The following is a 15976-nucleotide window of genomic DNA, read 5'->3' as shown; positions in this document are numbered from 1 at the left end:
AGCAGCAGTGGAGGAGAGCCGGATATGCGGCATGGGTACAAGGTTTTTGACGCCGACGGGCACGTGGTGGAGCCCAAGAACCTGTGGGAGCGGTTCTTGGATCAGAAGTTCCAGCACCGGGTGGGCTGGAAGGAGGTCCCCGGTCGGGAGGCGTTCCGCCCGGCCACCGTGGACGGCCGCTATACCCAGAGCCGGGTCACCATCTACGGCGACTTCATGGAAGCGGTGAACTGGACCTACGACGTAATGCGGGAAAAATACGGCCAGGCTGTGGTGGACAACGGCTTCCCCGGCGACGCCGTGGCCCAGGCCATGCCGCTGGACGGTATGGACTTCATGGTGATCTACGGCCCCGGTTACGACCTCTGGTCCGACGGCATAGATCCCGAGCTTCAGGCCGCCATGTGCCGGGCCTACAACCGCTGGGGCCAGGAGATGCGGGAGATGTCTGGCGGGCGGGTCATCGCCTCGGGGCCGGTGGTGATGAACGACGTGCATCGGGCGGTGGAGGAGATCCAATACGCCTACGACCATCTGGGCACCCGGTGCTTCTTCGCCCGGCCCAACATGTTCAACCGCCGGATGCTGGGCGACCCCTACTACGACCCCATGTACGAGCTGCTCCAAGACCTGGACTGCGCGTTCGCCACCCACGACTTCATGGGCCACAACGGTTCGTCAGCCGGCGCCGACCGGTTTGAGACGTTCACCGAGTGGCACACCGTCTGCCACCCCCACGAGGCCCAGATGGCCATGCTGTCGATGATCTGCAACGGGGTCTTCGAACGGTTCCCCCGGTTGCGGGTGGCCTACATGGAGGCCAACTGCGCGTGGCTGCCGTGGTGGCTGTGGCGCATGGAGGAGCACATCGAGTTGTCGGGAGACTATGAGAAGCCGGGGCTCACCAAGTCGCCCCAGGAGTACTTCCAGGACAACTGCTTCATCTCGGTGGAGCCCGACGAGTACCTCGTATACCACGTGATCGAGGAGTTGGGCGACGAAAAGATCGTGTGGGAGAGCGACTACCCCCACCCCGATTCCAAGTACCCGGAGGCGGTGCAGTCGTTTTTGGACCTGCCCAAGATCTCCGACGACTCCAAGCGCAAGATCCTGTGGGACAACTCCCTCGATCTGTACCGGTTCCCCGACGGCTACCTGCCCGACGAGTTCATCGAGGCCACCACCTACGAGTACGACCCATCGAGCTACGTACCCAAGGTTCCCGCCGGGGTGGGCTGAGCGATGGCGTCGCCCCATGATGTCCCCGGCGTGGAGCCCATCTTCCGCCACCTCGACGACGAAGACCTGAAGACCCAGCAGGTCCGCACCCAGATGCACCCCGACGGTCAGAAGTCGGTGTGGGAGAAGTGGTTCACCTTCGGCAGCCACGGCAAGCAGTACCTGTCGATGTGGGCCCGGTGGGACCCGGGCATGATCGTGCACCGCCACGGCCACCACTCCCCCCAGGTGATGTACGTGCTGAGCGGCGATCTCATGTGCGGCGACGTCCACTGCCCCGCCGGCACCCACATAGAGCTCCCTCACGGCGCCGCCCTAGGCCCACTGACCGCCGGCCCCGACGGCGTAGAACTCTTCGAGGTGATGATGGGCGACGCCGCCTCCTGGGCCGCCGACCCCGAGGGCTTCGAAGCCCTCCTGGCCAGCAGAGACATCACCAAACTCCCCGACCCCCCCATAGACCTCCCCGAAGACTTCGAAGACCGCCGCCACCAATAGCGAGGCGGCTGGCGGTATTCGGCCCTGGGAGGGCGCGGGTTAGTTGTACTTGTAGACGCGGGCGGCGTTGGCGTAGAGGACTTTTTCTTTGTCGGGGTCGGTCATGTTTTGGACGAGCTCGGCGATGATCTTGCGGCTGTCGGGCCACAGGGTCACCGAGTGGGGGTAGTCGGACGACCACATGGACATGTTCACCAGGGTCTGGTTCCCGCCGGCCATTTGCATGTGGCCGTTGTGGTCGTCGAGGCCGGTGACGAACACGTTGGTGCCCAGGTAGCTGCTGGGCTCGCGCTCGATGGGCGAGTCGGACCAGGCCGACTGGGTGTGGAACTCGTCGTCCATGGTCTGGTACCAGAACGGCACCCAGCCGTAGTTCACCTCGGCGGCCACCACCTTGAGGTTGGGATGGCGGTCGAATATGCCGGCGAAGATCATGTAGGTGAGGGGGCGCACCGCGCTGAAGAACCGGTTGACGATGCCGGGGACCGACACGTTCTGCTCCACCAGCTCGTCCCAGTCGGAGTCGGGCGGCTTGCCGCCGAAGGTGCGGTGGAAGGTGACCGGCACATCCAGCTCCGAGCACGCCTTCCACAGCGGCTCGTAGTACGAGTCGTTGTAGGGGCGGGTGGGCATGCCGGGGATAAACAGACCCTTGGCCCCCTTCTCCATCACCCGGTCGACCTCGGCCAGGGTGATGTCCATGCCGTCTTCAGTGGGAAGCATGGGCAGGCCCCGCAGCCGGTCGGGGGCCGCGCCCTGGAACTCGTCGAGCACCCAGTCGTTGTAGCTCCGCATGCAGGCCACCGCCAGGCCCCGGTCGGGCTCCAGGTAGGTGAAGATGGAGTTGGCCGGATACACCACCGAGCCCCACACCCCGTCGATGTCCATGTCGGCGCAGTGGGCGGTGCCGTCGTAGTTGCCCGGCATGATCTCCTCGAACTTCATGCCCGAGAGCTTGTAGTCCTCCTTGGCCACCCCGGCCATGGCCTCGATGCCGAAGCTGCGCTTGGGCGGCCCGCCGTCGAACGACCATCCGTCGCCCCCGTCGGGAGCGGGCATCATGCGGGGAATGCGGTCTTTGTACTCCTCGGGCACCCGCTCGAACACGTGGGGCGGCTCGTTGATGTGGCAATCGGCCGAGATGACTTTCACGGTCGAAACGCTAGTTGGCGGCTGCGGTTTCATGCAGCGGCGGGGTTGGCCGCCTGTCGTTGCCGGCCCTGGCGCGGGTACCGTGGCAGTTCTATGAGCACGGGGATGCGCCGTCCGCACGAGCTGGACTACGAGGCCATCCAGCGCCTGTTCCCGCCCCCGCCCGAGTACTTCGAGACCACGTTCTTCGAAGACCCCGACACCATCGCCCGCAAGCAGTTGCTGCGCCTCCAAGACCGGGCCCATCGGGCCTGGCAGGTGCCGTTCTTCCGCAAACGGTGGGAGGCAGCCGGCTTTCACCCCGACCAGCTCCAGACCCTCGACGACTTGTGGAAGGCCCCGGCCTACACAGTGGACGACATCCGGGCTTCTATCAACGAGAACCCCCCGCTGGGCGACTATCAGAGCATCGGCCTGGAGGATGCCCGCAACGAGCCCATGCGGCTGTACGTGTCGGGGGGGACCACCGGGCGGTCCCGGCCCACCCTCTATACGGCCTGGGACCGGGAGGTGGGCGCTATCACCATGGCCCGGGCGCTATACGCCGAGGGGATTCGCCCCGGCGACGTGGTGATCAACGCCTGGGCCTATTCCACCCACAACGGGGCCCACGCCTTCGACGAGGCGCTGTACCGCTGGCTCAACTGCGTGGTACTCACCACCGGAACCGGCAACGTGACCTCCACCCGAAAGCAAGTGGAGCTGGCCTACGAGTACGGGGCGGCGGCCATCTTGACCACCGGCGACTACATGCTGAAGATGGCCGAGACCGCGGTGGAGATGGGCCTCGACCCCAAGACCGACTTCAACATCCGCGCCCTGCCCGGCGGCCACATCGGTGACGCCGAGCGGGTCAAGGAGGTGTGGGGGGTGACCCCAGCGCAGCCCTACGGGTTCCACGAAGTGCAGAACGTGGCCATCGAGTGCCCGCTGCGCAACGGCCAACTCCACATCTTCGAGGACTGCTTCGTGGTGCAGGTTGTGGATGTGGAGAGCGGTGAGCAAGTGCCCGACGGCACCCAGGGGGCGCTGGTGATCACCGAGATCTACAAAACCGGCTCGCCCCAATTCCGCTACAACATCATGGACTTGTCGTTCCTCTATCCGCCGGGCCAGTGCGAATGCGGCTCATGGCTGCGGCGGATGGGGCCGTTCGCCGGGCGGGGCGACAACATGGTCAAGCTGCGGGGCGTAAACGTGTGGCCCGAGGCCATCGGCGACGTGATCAGCGACGTGCCCGGGGTGACCGAGGACTTCTTCTGCCGGGCGGTTCGGGCCGACAACCGCGACGAGATGATCGTGATGGTGGCTAGCGACGCCTCGCCTGATGAGTTCGGCGCGGTGGCCGAGCGGGTGGAGGACCGGATCAAGGAGGTCATGAGTGTGCGGATGACCGCCGAGGTGGTGCGTCCCGGCGAGTTGGACGAGCGCACCGGCATGGCCTCCGGCGCGGCCAAGCTGGTGCGGTTCAAGGATGAGCGGCCATGAGCGTTGCCGTGCCGGCCGACGGCGCAATCGACTACTGGTGCAACCGGTTCTTCCCCGAGCAGGCCGAGGTGTGGAATGCGGCCCTGGAAGCCACCGGCATTGCGGTGAAGGTCCGCACCGACGACACCGACTCCTTCTGCGACGCCGACACCATGGTGGCCCGCATGGACGAGCTGGGCATCGCTTCGGTGATATTGCCTGTCGCCCATCGGCCCGCCCATCCCGAGCCCACCGACTTCGAGCTGGTGGCCGCCCAGCCCGATGACTTAGACCGGCTGGCCAAAGACCACCCCGGTCGGTTCTTCGGCCAGTGGTCGGTTGATCCTCGCATCGGCATGGCCGGGGTGGAAGAGGCCGCCGCCATGCTGGAGCGGCCGTGGTGCGTGGGCCTGCACACCCACACCCACAGCTTCGACCGCCGCTTCGACCACGCCGACTACTACCCCTACTACGCCCTGTGCTCGGTCCACGACGTGCCGTTCGTGATGCAGACCGGCACCTCGGGCGGACTCATGCCCAGCGAGTGCGGGGTGCCTATCAGCATCGACCGACCCGCCCTCTACTTCCCCGATGTGCGCTTCGTGCTCTCCCACACCGGCTGGCCGTGGGTGACCGAGTGCATCGCCATGGCCCTCAAGTTCCCCAACGTGTACCTGGGCACGTCGGTGTATCCGCCCCGCCACTGGTCGGGCGAACTGGTGGCGTTCATGAACGGTGCCGGACGGCGTAAGTGCCTGTGGGGCACCGGCTTCCCCACCGTGGGCCACCGCCACGCCCTCGGCCAGTTGAGCGAGGTGGGGCTGGGCGAAGAGGCCACAGCCAACCTTCTCGGGGGTACCGCCCGCCGGGTGTTTACTCGCCTGTTATGACGTTGCTGGCGAGAAGCCCCGCCGGGTTTCTGGCAGTGTCCGGGCGGCGGGTCCTGTCCGGGTCCAGCCCACCGTCCTCGCTGGCGCTGCGGGCGGCGGGCGCCCTGAACCCGGCCACCCCCCGCCCTCGCGGGATGATCCCATCCGGGTGGATTCTGCTGCGGTGTTGGGGATGATTGTTCCTGAGCCCGAGGTCAAGGAGCAGTTGGCGGCGGCGGGGGTAGCGGTTCCTAAGGGGGTCAGCGTGGCCTTCGCGGATGTAGTGGCCGACCCTTCGGTGCTGGCCGCGGCCGCGGAAGCTGAAGGATTGGCCGGGCCGTTGGTACTCAAGGGCTGGGGCGGTGGGCTTGTGCACAAGTCGGACGTGGGGGCGGTGCATTTGGGGCTGGCTCCCTACGAGCTGGACTACGAGGCCTCGACGATGGCTGCGGAGGCCGCAGCGGCGGGCGTGCGGCTCGACGGGTTTCTGGTGGAGGAGCAGGCCGCGGCTGGGGTGGAGCTGCTGGTCGGGGTAGTGGACCGGCCCCCGTTCGGCTCGGTGGTCGCCCTCGGCCTGGGCGGCACGCTCACGGAGGTGCTCGATGAGGTGGTGCTGCGTCTGGCTCCGATCTCCCGAGCTGACGCGGGGGAAATGGTGCGGGGGTTCAAGGGCGCGGAGCTGCTGAGCGGATTCCGGGGGCAGCCGCCAGTGGACATTGACTCACTGGTCGAGTTGCTGCTGGCGGTGGCCGGGCCCGATGGAGTGGCCGAACAGCTGGGCCAGCGCTTGGCTGAGCTGGAGTGCAACCCGGTTATTGCTGGGCCCGATGGCGCCATCGCCGTAGATGCCCGGCTCATCACCCGGGATGCGCCGGACGAGACGCACCCTGAGCCACCGCCCACCGACTTCGGACCGCTGTTCGCCCCCCGGGGCATCGCGGTGGCCGGTGCCTCAACCAGTCGGCCCGGATTCGGCAACACCTTCCTGACTGCGTACAAGGAGCTGGGTTGGGGGCCGGGCACCTTGTGGGCCGTCCACCCCAAAGCGTCGGAGATCGACGGCGTGCCCGCGGTGCCCGCGGTGGCCGACATCGATGGCGATGTGGACTACGTGGTGGGGGCGGTGCCCGCTGCGGCCTGCGCTGATCTGGTGAGGGGGGCGGCGGGCAAGGCCAAGTTCGTCCACGTCATCAGCGGCGGGTTCCGGGAGGCCAGCGAGGAGGGCACCGATCTGGAAGAGGCGCTTGGCGCGGTGGCCCGGGAGTCGGGGGTGCGGGTACTCGGCCCTAACTGCCTGGGGGCCTACGCCCCGGCCGGTCGGCAGACCTTCTTGCGCAACGCCCCCATGGACGTGGGCCGGGTGGCCATGATCTCCCAGAGCGGCGGGCTGGCCGGCGACATGGTGAAGGGCGGGGCGATCCGGGGCATCCGCTACACCAAGCTGTGTACTGTCGGCAACAGCATCGACGTCACTCCCGGCGAATTGCTGGAGTGGCTGGTGGACGACCCCGACACCGCCATCATCGGCCTGTACCTGGAGGATCCCCGCGACGGGCGTCGTCTTTACGACGCCCTCCACAAGGCCAAGGGCCGCAAGCCGGTGGTGATGTTGGTGGGGGGCCGCACCGCCCAGGGCGGGGGAGCGGCGGTGTCGCACACCGGGGCCTTAGTGGCCGATCACCGAATCTGGGATGCCATCAGCGCGTCGACCGGAGTCAGCGTCGTCGGCACTCTCGAGGAGCTGCTGTCGGCCATCGCCTATCTCCAGCGCTGGACCGACGCCGACATCAGTGGCGACCTCGACACCCTGGTGCTGGGGGTGGGTGGAGGCGCATCTGTGCTGGGCACCGACGCCGCCGACCAGGCCGGCCTGGTCACCACCCCGGTCAGCGACCAGGGCCAGCAGGCGGTAAGGGACTTGGGCTATGGAGTGGGCACCAGCATCCGCAACCCCATCGAGATCGGCTTCGGCCCGGTCTCCGACCCCGACGTGCTGGTCAAAGCCCTCGATCCCATCCTCGAGACCCAGCCCTACCCCGACGTGGTGATCCACTCCAACGTCCAGGCCTTCTTCAGCTACGCCGGCGACGGCATCGAGCGCCTGTTCCCCATCATCGAGACCACCGCCGCCCGCGCCTGGCCTCACACCAGACTGAGCTTGGTGCTCCGCAACCTCGACTGCGCCCCGCCCGAAACCGCCGCCCGCATCCAACAAACCTGCCTTGATGCCAATCTCCCCTCATTCACCCGCTTCGCTGAAGCCATGGCCGCCGTAGCCGCCGCCAAACGCCACGCCCACAACCGCGACCTCGTCGGATAGCTACCATCGCCCCATGCCTGCGGAGAATGAGTTTGCTGGTCGGGTCGCGCTGGTCACGGGTGCGGCGGGGGCGGCCATTGGGTCGACCACTTGTCGGACGCTGGCCTCCTATGGGGCCGGGATCGTGGTGCTGGACAACCACGAGCGTCGTACCCATGAGACCGCCGAGGCCCTGCGGGAGGCCTATGACGTGCCGGTGATGGCCGCGGTTGCCGACATCGGTGATCGGGAGCACATGGCCAAGACCATGGACGAGGTCTACGCCGAGATGGGGTCGGTTGACATCTTGGTGAACAGCGCAGCGGTCAACGTGCAGGGCAGCATCTTCGACTACAAGCCCGAGGACTGGGACTGGGTCATCGGCGTGGACCTCACCGCCTGCTGGTGGCTGATCTGGCGCACCATCGGGGCAATGCGGGACCGCCAGTGGGGGCGCATCGTGAACGTTTCGTCTGTGGCCGCCTACCTGGGGGGCAACGGCAGGGAAGGGCCGTACGCCGCGGCCAAAGCCGCCCTCAATGAAGTGACAAGAGGAGCGGCCATCGAGGGCGGTCCGTACAACATCCGGGTCAACGCGGTCGCCCCCGGCCTGATCCGCTCCAAGTGGGTGGACGCCCAAGCCGAGTACTACGAGTCGTTCCGAGAGGAGACTCCGCTGCGCCGCCACGGCGAGCCCGAGGACGTGTCCAACACTATTGCCTTTTTGTGCAGCGACGAGTCGGCCCACATCACCGGCCAGGTGATCAACATCTCCGGCGGGTGGTACCTCACCCCGTGACCCTGAGTCTGGGCCGATGAGCGGGGTCGGCGACCGGATTCGAGCCGCGGCACCAGCGCCGGGGGAGGTGGACCGCAACGCGGTTGCTCTCATCCTGCTGGCCATCGGCACCGTCATCGCCATCCGCTACGGCGGGCTGTCGTCCACCACCGACTGGCTCACCGCCACCCTCGACGGTGTGGCCCTCGACGGATTGTCCAACCGCTTCGAGGAAGCGTTGAGTGCTTCCGAGCACGCCGGGTTTAACCGCCGCATGTACTGGGGCCTGTTCCGCTGGGTGGTGTACGTGGTGCCCGCCGTGCTGGTGGCCCGCTATGTGCTGCGCACCCGCCTGCGGGACCTCGGCCTCAAAGCCGGCCCCGAACTCCGCCGCCACGCTCCCCTCTATCTGGGCCTCTACCTAGTTCTGCTGCCATTCGTGGTGGCGGCCAGCTTCAACGGCGAATTCCAGGACACCTACCCCTTCTACGAGCCGCCCCCCGGCATCGGGTACTGGCCCCGCTTCTACATCTGGGAGGCGGTGTACGCCGGGCAGTTCCTGGCCCTGGAGTTCTTCTTCCGCGGCGTCCTCATCCACGGCCTGGCTCGCCGTTTCGGCGCCATGGCTGTGTTCATCGCCCTCATCCCCTACGTGATGATCCACCTTACAAAGCCCCTGGCCGAAGCCCTCGGTTCCATAGTCGCCGGCACCGTCCTCGGCTTCCTCAGCCTAAGAACCGGCTCCGTCTACTTGGGTGCCGCCCTCCACTTCGCCGTCGCGTTAACGATCGACTTGCTGGTCTTGGGCATCCAGTAGCTGCTGGGCTGTCATTCGCGCCCAGAACCTAAGCTGAACCCCATGGCCGACCTCGGCTACCGCACGTTCGACTCCGACAATCACTACTACGAGGCGCCTGACTGCTTCAGCCGCCACATCGAAGACCGCTATCGGGAAAAGGCCATCACCGCTTCCCAGCAGGCCGACGGGGAGTGGGAAGTCAAAGTAGGGGACCGGCCTTACAACTTCATGCACGTGAAGTTCGACAAGACCAACGCTCCCGGCTCCATGTACGAGATGTTCAAGGCCAAGCGGGACAACCCCGACCTGAGCTGGGGCGACTCCTACACCGCAGAGAACATGCTGTCCGCCTACAAGCGGCCCGACGCCCGCCTCGACCTGCTCGATTCCCAAGGCGTGGAGTGGGCCATCCTGCTCCCCACCTTCGGTGTTTCGGTAGAGGAGTACATGGTGGACGACATCGAGCAGACCTACGCCAACCTGCGGGCCTTCAACCGTTGGCTAGAGGACGACTGGGCCTACGACTACCAGAATCGACTGTTCACCCCGCCGCTGTTGTCGTTGCTGGATCTAGAACATGCCATCGAGGAACTCGACCGAGTGCTCGAAGCCGGAGCCCGCATCGTGCACCTGCGCCCCTGTCCCTGGGGCGGCGATGGCCGTTCAATCGCCGCCCCCTACTACGACCCGTTCTGGGCCCGCCTCAACGAGGCCCAGATTCCCGTGGCGTTCCACATCTCCGACCTGCGCTATGGCGACCTGGCTGTGCGAATGGGCGACGACCCGGTGGCCAATGTGCGGGAGATGTCGGCCTTCCAGTGGGCCTTCCTCCACGGAGACCGCCCCATCATGGAGACGTTCGGGGCGCTGCTCTACGGCAACATGCACGAGCGATTCCCCAACCTCAACTTCTTGAGCATCGAGAACGGATCCGACTGGGTCCACTACCTGCTCACCTTGATGGACAAGAAAAAGGGCATGGCCCGCTTCGGCCCCTGGCCCGCCGGCCGCCCGGCCGGGCGCATGAGCGAGATCTTCAAGCAGTGCTGCTTCGTGTCCCCCTACCCCGAGGACGACGTGGAAGCCCTGGTCGAGCGCATCGGTGCCTCCCAGGTCCTATTCGGCTCCGACCACCCCCACCCCGAAGGCATCGCCGACCCCAACTCCTTCATCACCCTCATCGCCAACCGCCCCGAAGAAGAGCAGCGCCAAATCATGCGAGACAACGCCGCCACCCTCTTCAAAGTCGCCTAAAACTCCCCCCATTCTGTACAAATTGAAAGTGATACTTGCAGATTGTCGCTACCCTGGTAGCCTATTTAGGTGATTGAGCGCGAGATCACGCCGATTTTGCTGGGGCTGTTCGACCAATATCCCTTCGTCACGGTTACTGGCCCGCGTCAATCGGGAAAGACCACGCTGTGCCGAACAGCCTTCCCTGATCTTGAGTACGTGAACATGGAGGCTCCCAACCAAAGGGAGCATGCCCAGAATGATCCGGTGGGCTTTCTCGCCCAGTTCGGCGAGGGCGCCATTCTCGATGAGATCCAGCGCACCCCTGATCTCTTGTCCTATCTCCAGGTATTAGCCGATGACAGGGGACACAACGGGCTCTTCGTCCTGACTGGCAGCGAGCAGTTCAGACTCTCGGAAGCCATTAGCCAGTCACTGGCCGGACGCACCGCGCTGCTCCGCCTGCTTCCGTTCTCGCTGGCCGAGCGCAGCCAAACGGGGGCGAGCGGCGAGGTCGACGAAATCTTGTATTCCGGGTTCTACCCACGAATCCACGATCAAGGCCTCGAGCCGCGTCAAGCGCTCGGCGATTACTTCGAGACGTATGTTGAGCGAGACGTGCGCCGGATCGGCGAGATCCGCAATTTGGCCAGCTTCCAGCAGTTCGTTCGGCTGTGCGCTGGTCGGGTGGGCCAGATCGTCAACCTGTCCTCTCTCGGGGCAGACGCCGGGGTCTCCCACACCACGGCGAACCAGTGGATGACGGTCTTGGAGGCGAGCTACGTCGTCTTCCGCCTGCCGCCCTTCTTCACCAACATCCGCAAGCGCTTGGTCAAGTCACCAAAGCTGTATTTCTACGATGTAGGTCTGGCCAGCCATCTCATTGGGATCGAGCAGTCGAAGCAACTGGCCACCCACCCGCTGCGGGGACAGCTGTTTGAGAACGCAGTGGTGATGGAGGTTCTCAAGCACCGCTACAACCGGGGGCTCAGATCGAACCTGTCGTTCTTTCGGGATGCCCGAGGTTTGGAGTGCGATCTCCTGTTGGAGAGCGCCGAGAGCATCGACGCCATCGAGATCAAGTCCGGTGCCACCTTCGCCTCCGACTACTTCGACTCACTCGACCAGATTTCCCAAGTACTGCCCCAAATCTCGACCAAAGCAGTCGTCTACGGCGGCGCCGACCGGCAAAGCCGCCAAAAAGGAGAGGTCGTCCCCCTGCACTCCCTCCCCGATTTCCTCACCCAGCTAGCTAGCGCGGGGGGATGAAGCCGCCGTCGATGATTATGCATTGGCCGGTTATGTAGCTGCCGGCGTCGGAGGCTAGGAGGAGGGCGGCGCCTACTAGTTCGTCGGGGTGGCCGATGCGGCCGATGTGGCTGAGGTCGGACATGCGGGCCATGGCTTCGGGGCCGGTGTTGCGGGTCATGGTGGTGTCGACGGTGCCGGGGGCGATGGCGTTCACCCGCACGCCGTGGGGGGAGTACTCACCGGCCATCGACCGGGTGAACGACAGCAGGCCGGCCTTGGCGGCCGAGTACATGGAGGTGTTGCCCGCCGGTATGTAGGCCCCCACTGAGATCACGTTGATGACCGAGGCGTGGTCGGATTCCAGCAGCGCCGGCAAACAGCGTTGGAACAAGAAGAACGGTCCCCGCAGGTTCACGGTGAACGAGCTCTCCCACGCTTCGGGGGTGATGTCGGTCATGGGCAGGCCCAGCGGGTTGGCCGCGTTGTTCACCAGGATGTCGATCTGGCCGAAGTGCTCCAGGGTGGCGTCGGCCAGCTGGTTCACGCTGTCGAGGTCGCCCATGTGGGTGGGCACGGCCAGTGCTTCGCCGCCAGCCTCGGTGATCTCGGCCACAGCCCGGTCGCAGGCGTCGGCCTTGCGGCTGGCCACCACCACCATGGCTCCTTGGGCGGCGAAGCCGTGGGCGATGGACAGGCCGATGCCCCGGCTGCCCCCGGTGACGATGGCTACCCGCCCCGAAAGGTCGAACATCTGGGCGGCGTCCAGCGACCCCGAGTCGGGCCGGGGAGCGAACTTCGGGTCGGTGGTGGGATCTGCGGCGGGGGAGTCGGCCATGGCCGCACCCTAGAGCGAGAACTGAATTGACCTAGAAGTGATAGGGGAACTGGGAGAAATCAGCGTCGCGCTTCTCCAGGAACGAGTCCCGGCCCTCGGCGGCCTCGTCGGTGCCGTAGGCCAGGCGGGTGGCCTCCCCGGCGAACACCTGCTGGCCCACCAGTCCGTCGTCGATGAGGTTGAAGGCGAACTTCAGCATGCGCTGGGCAGTGGGGCTCTTGGCGTTCACCGCCGCGGCCCACTCCAGCGCCACCTGCTCCAGCTCGGCGTGGGGCACCACGGCGTTGACCATGCCCATCTCGTAGGCCTCGGCCGCGGTGTAGGCCTTGCCCACGAAGAACACCTCCCGGGCCCGCTTCTGGCCCACCTGGCGGGCCAGATAGGCCGAGCCGAAGCCGCCGTCGAAACTGGCCACATCGGCGTCGGTCTGCTTGAACATGGCATGTTCGGCCGACGCCAGGGTCATGTCGCTCACCACGTGCAGGCTGTGGCCCCCGCCGGCCGCCCACCCCGGCACCACCGCGATCACCACCTTGGGCATGAACCGGATGAGCCGCTGCACCTCCAGGATGTGCAGGCGCCCGGTGCGGGCATCGTCCACCGTGTCGGCCGTCTCCCCGCTGGCGTATTGGTAGCCGTCGGCTCCCCGGATGCGCTGGTCGCCCCCGGAACTGAAGGCCCAGCCGCCATCGACCGGCGACGGCCCGTTGCCGGTGAGCAGCACGGTGCCCACATCGGGGGTCATGCGGGCGTGGTCCAGCGTGCGATACAGCTCGTCCACCGTGTGGGGGCGGAAGGCGTTGCGCACCTCGGGGCGGTCGAAGGCGATCCGCACCGTGGCCTGGTTCACGGCGCGGTGATAGGTCACGTCGGACAGGTCGAATCCCTCCACCGGCTTCCACCGCTCGGCGTCGAACAGCTCCGAGACCATGCCCAAAGACTACGGGCGGGGCACAGATGACAGGTACTCGAATCCCGCTGGCGCGTCGTCCCGCCAGTCTTGATAGGTGTCCTTGGCCTTGTTGGTCGCCTTCTTGCGGACGGTCTTGGACACCTTCTTCTTGGCCTTTTCCGCCGATTGAGTGATGGTGTAGTACTGCATCTCCTTGAACGCCCGGCGACGGCCCATCTCCACCAGCGCCCGGGCCGCGCTCAGCGTCTTGCCCGTCCCCAGGGGCATGGCCACCCGCCCGGCGAACATCAGCGCCGACTTCCAGTCGCCCTGGCTCAGCGCATACAGCGCCCGGGTGGTGTCGACGATCTCGCCCACCACCGGCAGCACCCCGGCGGCCTCCATGGCCCAGAACCCCACGTCGTCCCAGCCGAAGCCGTCCTTTCGATGGTAGGCCCCGTGGGCGATGACCGCGGCGGCCGCCTCCCGCACCTCAGGCGGCAGGCTCACATCGGCGGCGATGGCCTCGAAGTCGGCCTTCGACAAGAATCGGTCGGCCTTGGACGGATCGCCTTGGGCGGCAGTGTCGATGGTGGCCAGATAGGGTAAAAGGGTGGTGTAGGCCGACATCTTGGCCTCGAAGGCATCCAGGTCGTCGAGGCTGATGTGCCCGTCGCCGCCGCTGGCGTGGAATCCCTCGGTGGGGTCGGACAGGTAGTCGCGATTGTTCTTGGCCGTGTCCACCATGGTGAACAGGCTGCGATTGGTGAGTAGGATCCGGGCCGCCTCGCCCAGATCGTCGGTGCGGGTGACGAAGCCCTCCAAGTCGCCCCGCGACACGATGTGGTCGCCGCCCCACGCTTCGGGGGTGTCTCGCAGAATCTCGATGGCCCACAGGGCCAAGTTCAGCCCTTCAGGGCCCAGCAAAATCATCTGCGCTCTTTGGGCGATGTCCCCGGAGTCGATCCGAAGCTGCTGGCTGATCCCGCCTAGCGACTGCTCCACCGGATACTGCTCGCCTCCCAGCCAATACTCCACCTCGGCCACCACCGCGGCCCATCGCTGGCGCCGCCGGTCGATCTCGTCGGCGGCAACCTGGTAGTCGATGGCCAGTTCAAAGGCCACCTCGGCATCCATCCCCACGGTGGGCATAAAGGAAAGATATCGAAACCTAATGAAATAAGCTATAGGGGATTGCTATGGCGATTGACTGGTTCCCGACCGGCCGCTTTTCCTCATGGGCCGGACGGGGCGGCGCAGCAGATTGACGGCCATCGCCGAGGCTCGCACCGGCCATGGCGCGAACTTGGTCTGCTCATTGACGAGGACGCCTTTGCGGGCTGCGATCCTCCACCCGATGAACATCGTGATCACCGCGTGGGGCGCCACCAGCACGATGAAGAAGGCCCACGGGACGGTGAGGGCCATGGCCAGCCCGGCCGCAACGGGGCCGATCACCGCACCCACTCCGGTCACTCGTACCAGTCCCGCGCTGGCCCCGTTTAGCTGATTGGACGGAACCCAGTCGCCGGTATGGCTGATGGCCAGGGAGTAGAGGGGGAAGGTGGTGCCCCCGAAAAGGAACATGAGGGCCAGCGATAGCCCCGAGCCAGGCTCGATCATGGCCATGATCCCCGCGATGCCCGCGGCCGCCGCCGCGACCACAAAGATGACCACTCGCCGGGACATGCGATCAGAAATCGCCCCGATGGGCCAGGTGAACACGATGGCCCCGATAGTGGCCACCGACAGGAATAGCGCAATGCGCGAAGCGGGCAGCCCCTCACTGGCTGCATACACCGCGCCCACCCCGAGTAGGGCGCCATGGCTGATGCCGGCGCAGAAGCTGGTCAGCACTCCGGAGGGCACCAGCGCGATGAGGTGGCGCAGCGGCAGGGGTTCGGGCGCAACCAGAGGAGGTGCACTGGTAGCCGACAGGGCGATGGGCACCAATGCAACCGAGATGAGCGCAGAGGAGAAGATATAGAGGTCGAAATCTGCGGGGTCACCGCCGTTGAGCAGGAGCTGTCCGGCCGACAACCCGCCCATGGTCACCACCAGGTACATGCCCAGCACACGACCGCGATTGGTGTTGGTGCCCATGTCGTTGAGCCACGATTCCACCGTCACGTAGATCCCCGCCATCGCTAGCCCGAAGATCACCCGCAGCACCACCCACGCTGGCGGATTCACCCACAGCGGGTGGAGGATGGATACCGCGGAGGCCACCGAGGCCAATGCCGCGAACACCCGAATATGGCCCACCGCGCCCAGGAAGTGCTCGGCCAGCCTGGCCCCGAGCAGAAAGCCCACGAAGTAGCCGGCCATGACCGCGCCGCTGACGGCCAGCCCGAACCCCTCGTTCTCAGCCCGCACCCCCAGCACCGCTCCCTGGAGGCCGTTGCCCGCCATGATGAGCCCCATCCCGGCCAGCAGTGCCCGGGCCGCCCCCAGGGCGCGCCCCTTGGGCTCGGTCTCAATCCAAGGCCCGCCGACGACCACGCCGTCGTCCTCATTCAGCAACCCGACAGCGTTCTCGGCCACCGTCGTTCAGCCTACCGACGCGACCCCAGATTCCAAGAAGGATTATCGGTGCTGCAAGGTCCATAGCTCATAACTTAATAATTAGAACTTCTTGCAGATTTATTGCGCTCTCTAACTCAT

14 protein-coding genes are annotated in these 15976 nt (G+C 66.0%); 9 read left to right on the top strand and 5 right to left on the bottom strand.

The window, feature by feature from the left end; all coding sequences use genetic code 11:
• Nucleotides 1-24 precede the first annotated feature (24 nt).
• A complete protein-coding gene (locus ACOGI7_RS11470; RefSeq protein ID WP_419848895.1) occupies nt 25-1239 on the top strand; it encodes an amidohydrolase family protein in 1215 nt (404 codons plus the stop codon).
• Nucleotides 1240-1242: 3 nt separating this feature from the next.
• Nucleotides 1243-1737, top strand: a complete 495-nt coding sequence (locus ACOGI7_RS11465; RefSeq protein WP_419848894.1) for a hypothetical protein — start codon at nt 1243-1245, stop codon at nt 1735-1737.
• A gap of 39 nt (nt 1738-1776) precedes the next feature.
• Here the strand turns inward: ACOGI7_RS11465 and ACOGI7_RS11460 are convergent, their stop codons facing one another.
• Nucleotides 1777-2889 (bottom strand): amidohydrolase family protein, encoded by a 1113-nt coding sequence (locus ACOGI7_RS11460; protein ID WP_419848893.1) that lies wholly within the window; start codon nt 2887-2889, stop codon nt 1777-1779.
• A 93-nt stretch (nt 2890-2982) separates the two neighbouring features.
• Here ACOGI7_RS11460 and ACOGI7_RS11455 point away from each other — a divergent pair, with 93 nt between their 5' ends.
• The 7 genes from ACOGI7_RS11455 to ACOGI7_RS11425 all read left to right on the top strand — a co-directional run bounded on the left by ACOGI7_RS11455 (nt 2983) and on the right by ACOGI7_RS11425 (nt 11603).
• Complete coding sequence (locus ACOGI7_RS11455; protein ID WP_419848892.1) at nt 2983-4377, top strand: phenylacetate--CoA ligase family protein; 1395 nt, start codon at nt 2983-2985, stop codon at nt 4375-4377.
• Nucleotides 4374-5246 carry an amidohydrolase family protein gene (locus ACOGI7_RS11450; RefSeq protein WP_419848891.1) on the top strand — a complete coding sequence of 291 codons (873 nt, stop codon included), beginning with the start codon at nt 4374-4376 and terminating at the stop codon, nt 5244-5246. Before ACOGI7_RS11455 ends, ACOGI7_RS11450 begins: the two co-directional genes overlap by 4 nt.
• Before the next feature lie 148 nt (nt 5247-5394).
• Nucleotides 5395-7545 (top strand): acetate--CoA ligase family protein, encoded by a 2151-nt coding sequence (locus ACOGI7_RS11445; protein WP_419848890.1) that lies wholly within the window; start codon nt 5395-5397, stop codon nt 7543-7545.
• 13 nt (nt 7546-7558) lie between these two features.
• Nucleotides 7559-8323: an SDR family NAD(P)-dependent oxidoreductase gene (locus ACOGI7_RS11440; protein ID WP_419848889.1), complete on the top strand. Its 765-nt coding sequence runs from the start codon at nt 7559-7561 to the stop codon at nt 8321-8323.
• A gap of 16 nt (nt 8324-8339) precedes the next feature.
• Nucleotides 8340-9119: a CPBP family intramembrane glutamic endopeptidase gene (locus ACOGI7_RS11435; protein WP_419848888.1), complete on the top strand. Its 780-nt coding sequence runs from the start codon at nt 8340-8342 to the stop codon at nt 9117-9119.
• A 42-nt stretch (nt 9120-9161) separates the two neighbouring features.
• Complete coding sequence (locus ACOGI7_RS11430; RefSeq protein ID WP_419848887.1) at nt 9162-10355, top strand: amidohydrolase family protein; 1194 nt, start codon at nt 9162-9164, stop codon at nt 10353-10355.
• Between the two features lie 69 nt (nt 10356-10424).
• Complete coding sequence (locus ACOGI7_RS11425) at nt 10425-11603, top strand: ATP-binding protein (RefSeq protein WP_419848886.1); 1179 nt, start codon at nt 10425-10427, stop codon at nt 11601-11603.
• On the opposite strand, the gene ACOGI7_RS11420 is transcribed toward ACOGI7_RS11425, so the two are convergent.
• The 4 genes from ACOGI7_RS11420 to ACOGI7_RS11405 all read right to left on the bottom strand — a co-directional run bounded on the left by ACOGI7_RS11420 (nt 11587) and on the right by ACOGI7_RS11405 (nt 15856).
• Nucleotides 11587-12336 (bottom strand): SDR family NAD(P)-dependent oxidoreductase, encoded by a 750-nt coding sequence (locus ACOGI7_RS11420; protein ID WP_419851502.1) that lies wholly within the window; start codon nt 12334-12336, stop codon nt 11587-11589. The two genes, ACOGI7_RS11425 and ACOGI7_RS11420, sit on opposite strands and share 17 nt — an antisense overlap.
• Before the next feature lie 115 nt (nt 12337-12451).
• Entirely contained in the window at nt 12452-13351 is a 900-nt protein-coding gene (locus tag ACOGI7_RS11415; RefSeq protein WP_419848885.1) for a 1,4-dihydroxy-2-naphthoyl-CoA synthase, read from the bottom strand.
• A 9-nt stretch (nt 13352-13360) separates the two neighbouring features.
• Nucleotides 13361-14464, bottom strand: a complete 1104-nt coding sequence (locus ACOGI7_RS11410) for a hypothetical protein (protein WP_419848884.1) — start codon at nt 14462-14464, stop codon at nt 13361-13363.
• A 45-nt stretch (nt 14465-14509) separates the two neighbouring features.
• Nucleotides 14510-15856, bottom strand: a complete 1347-nt coding sequence (locus ACOGI7_RS11405; protein WP_419848883.1) for an MFS transporter — start codon at nt 15854-15856, stop codon at nt 14510-14512.
• Between the last annotated feature and the right edge of the window lie 120 nt (nt 15857-15976).

Source organism: Candidatus Poriferisocius sp. (genome assembly GCF_965204145.1).
Lineage (GTDB): Bacteria > Actinomycetota > Acidimicrobiia > Acidimicrobiales > Bin134 > Poriferisocius.
Note: the sequence above shows the minus strand (reverse complement) of the source record. Positions and strands in the feature narration are given on the sequence as shown.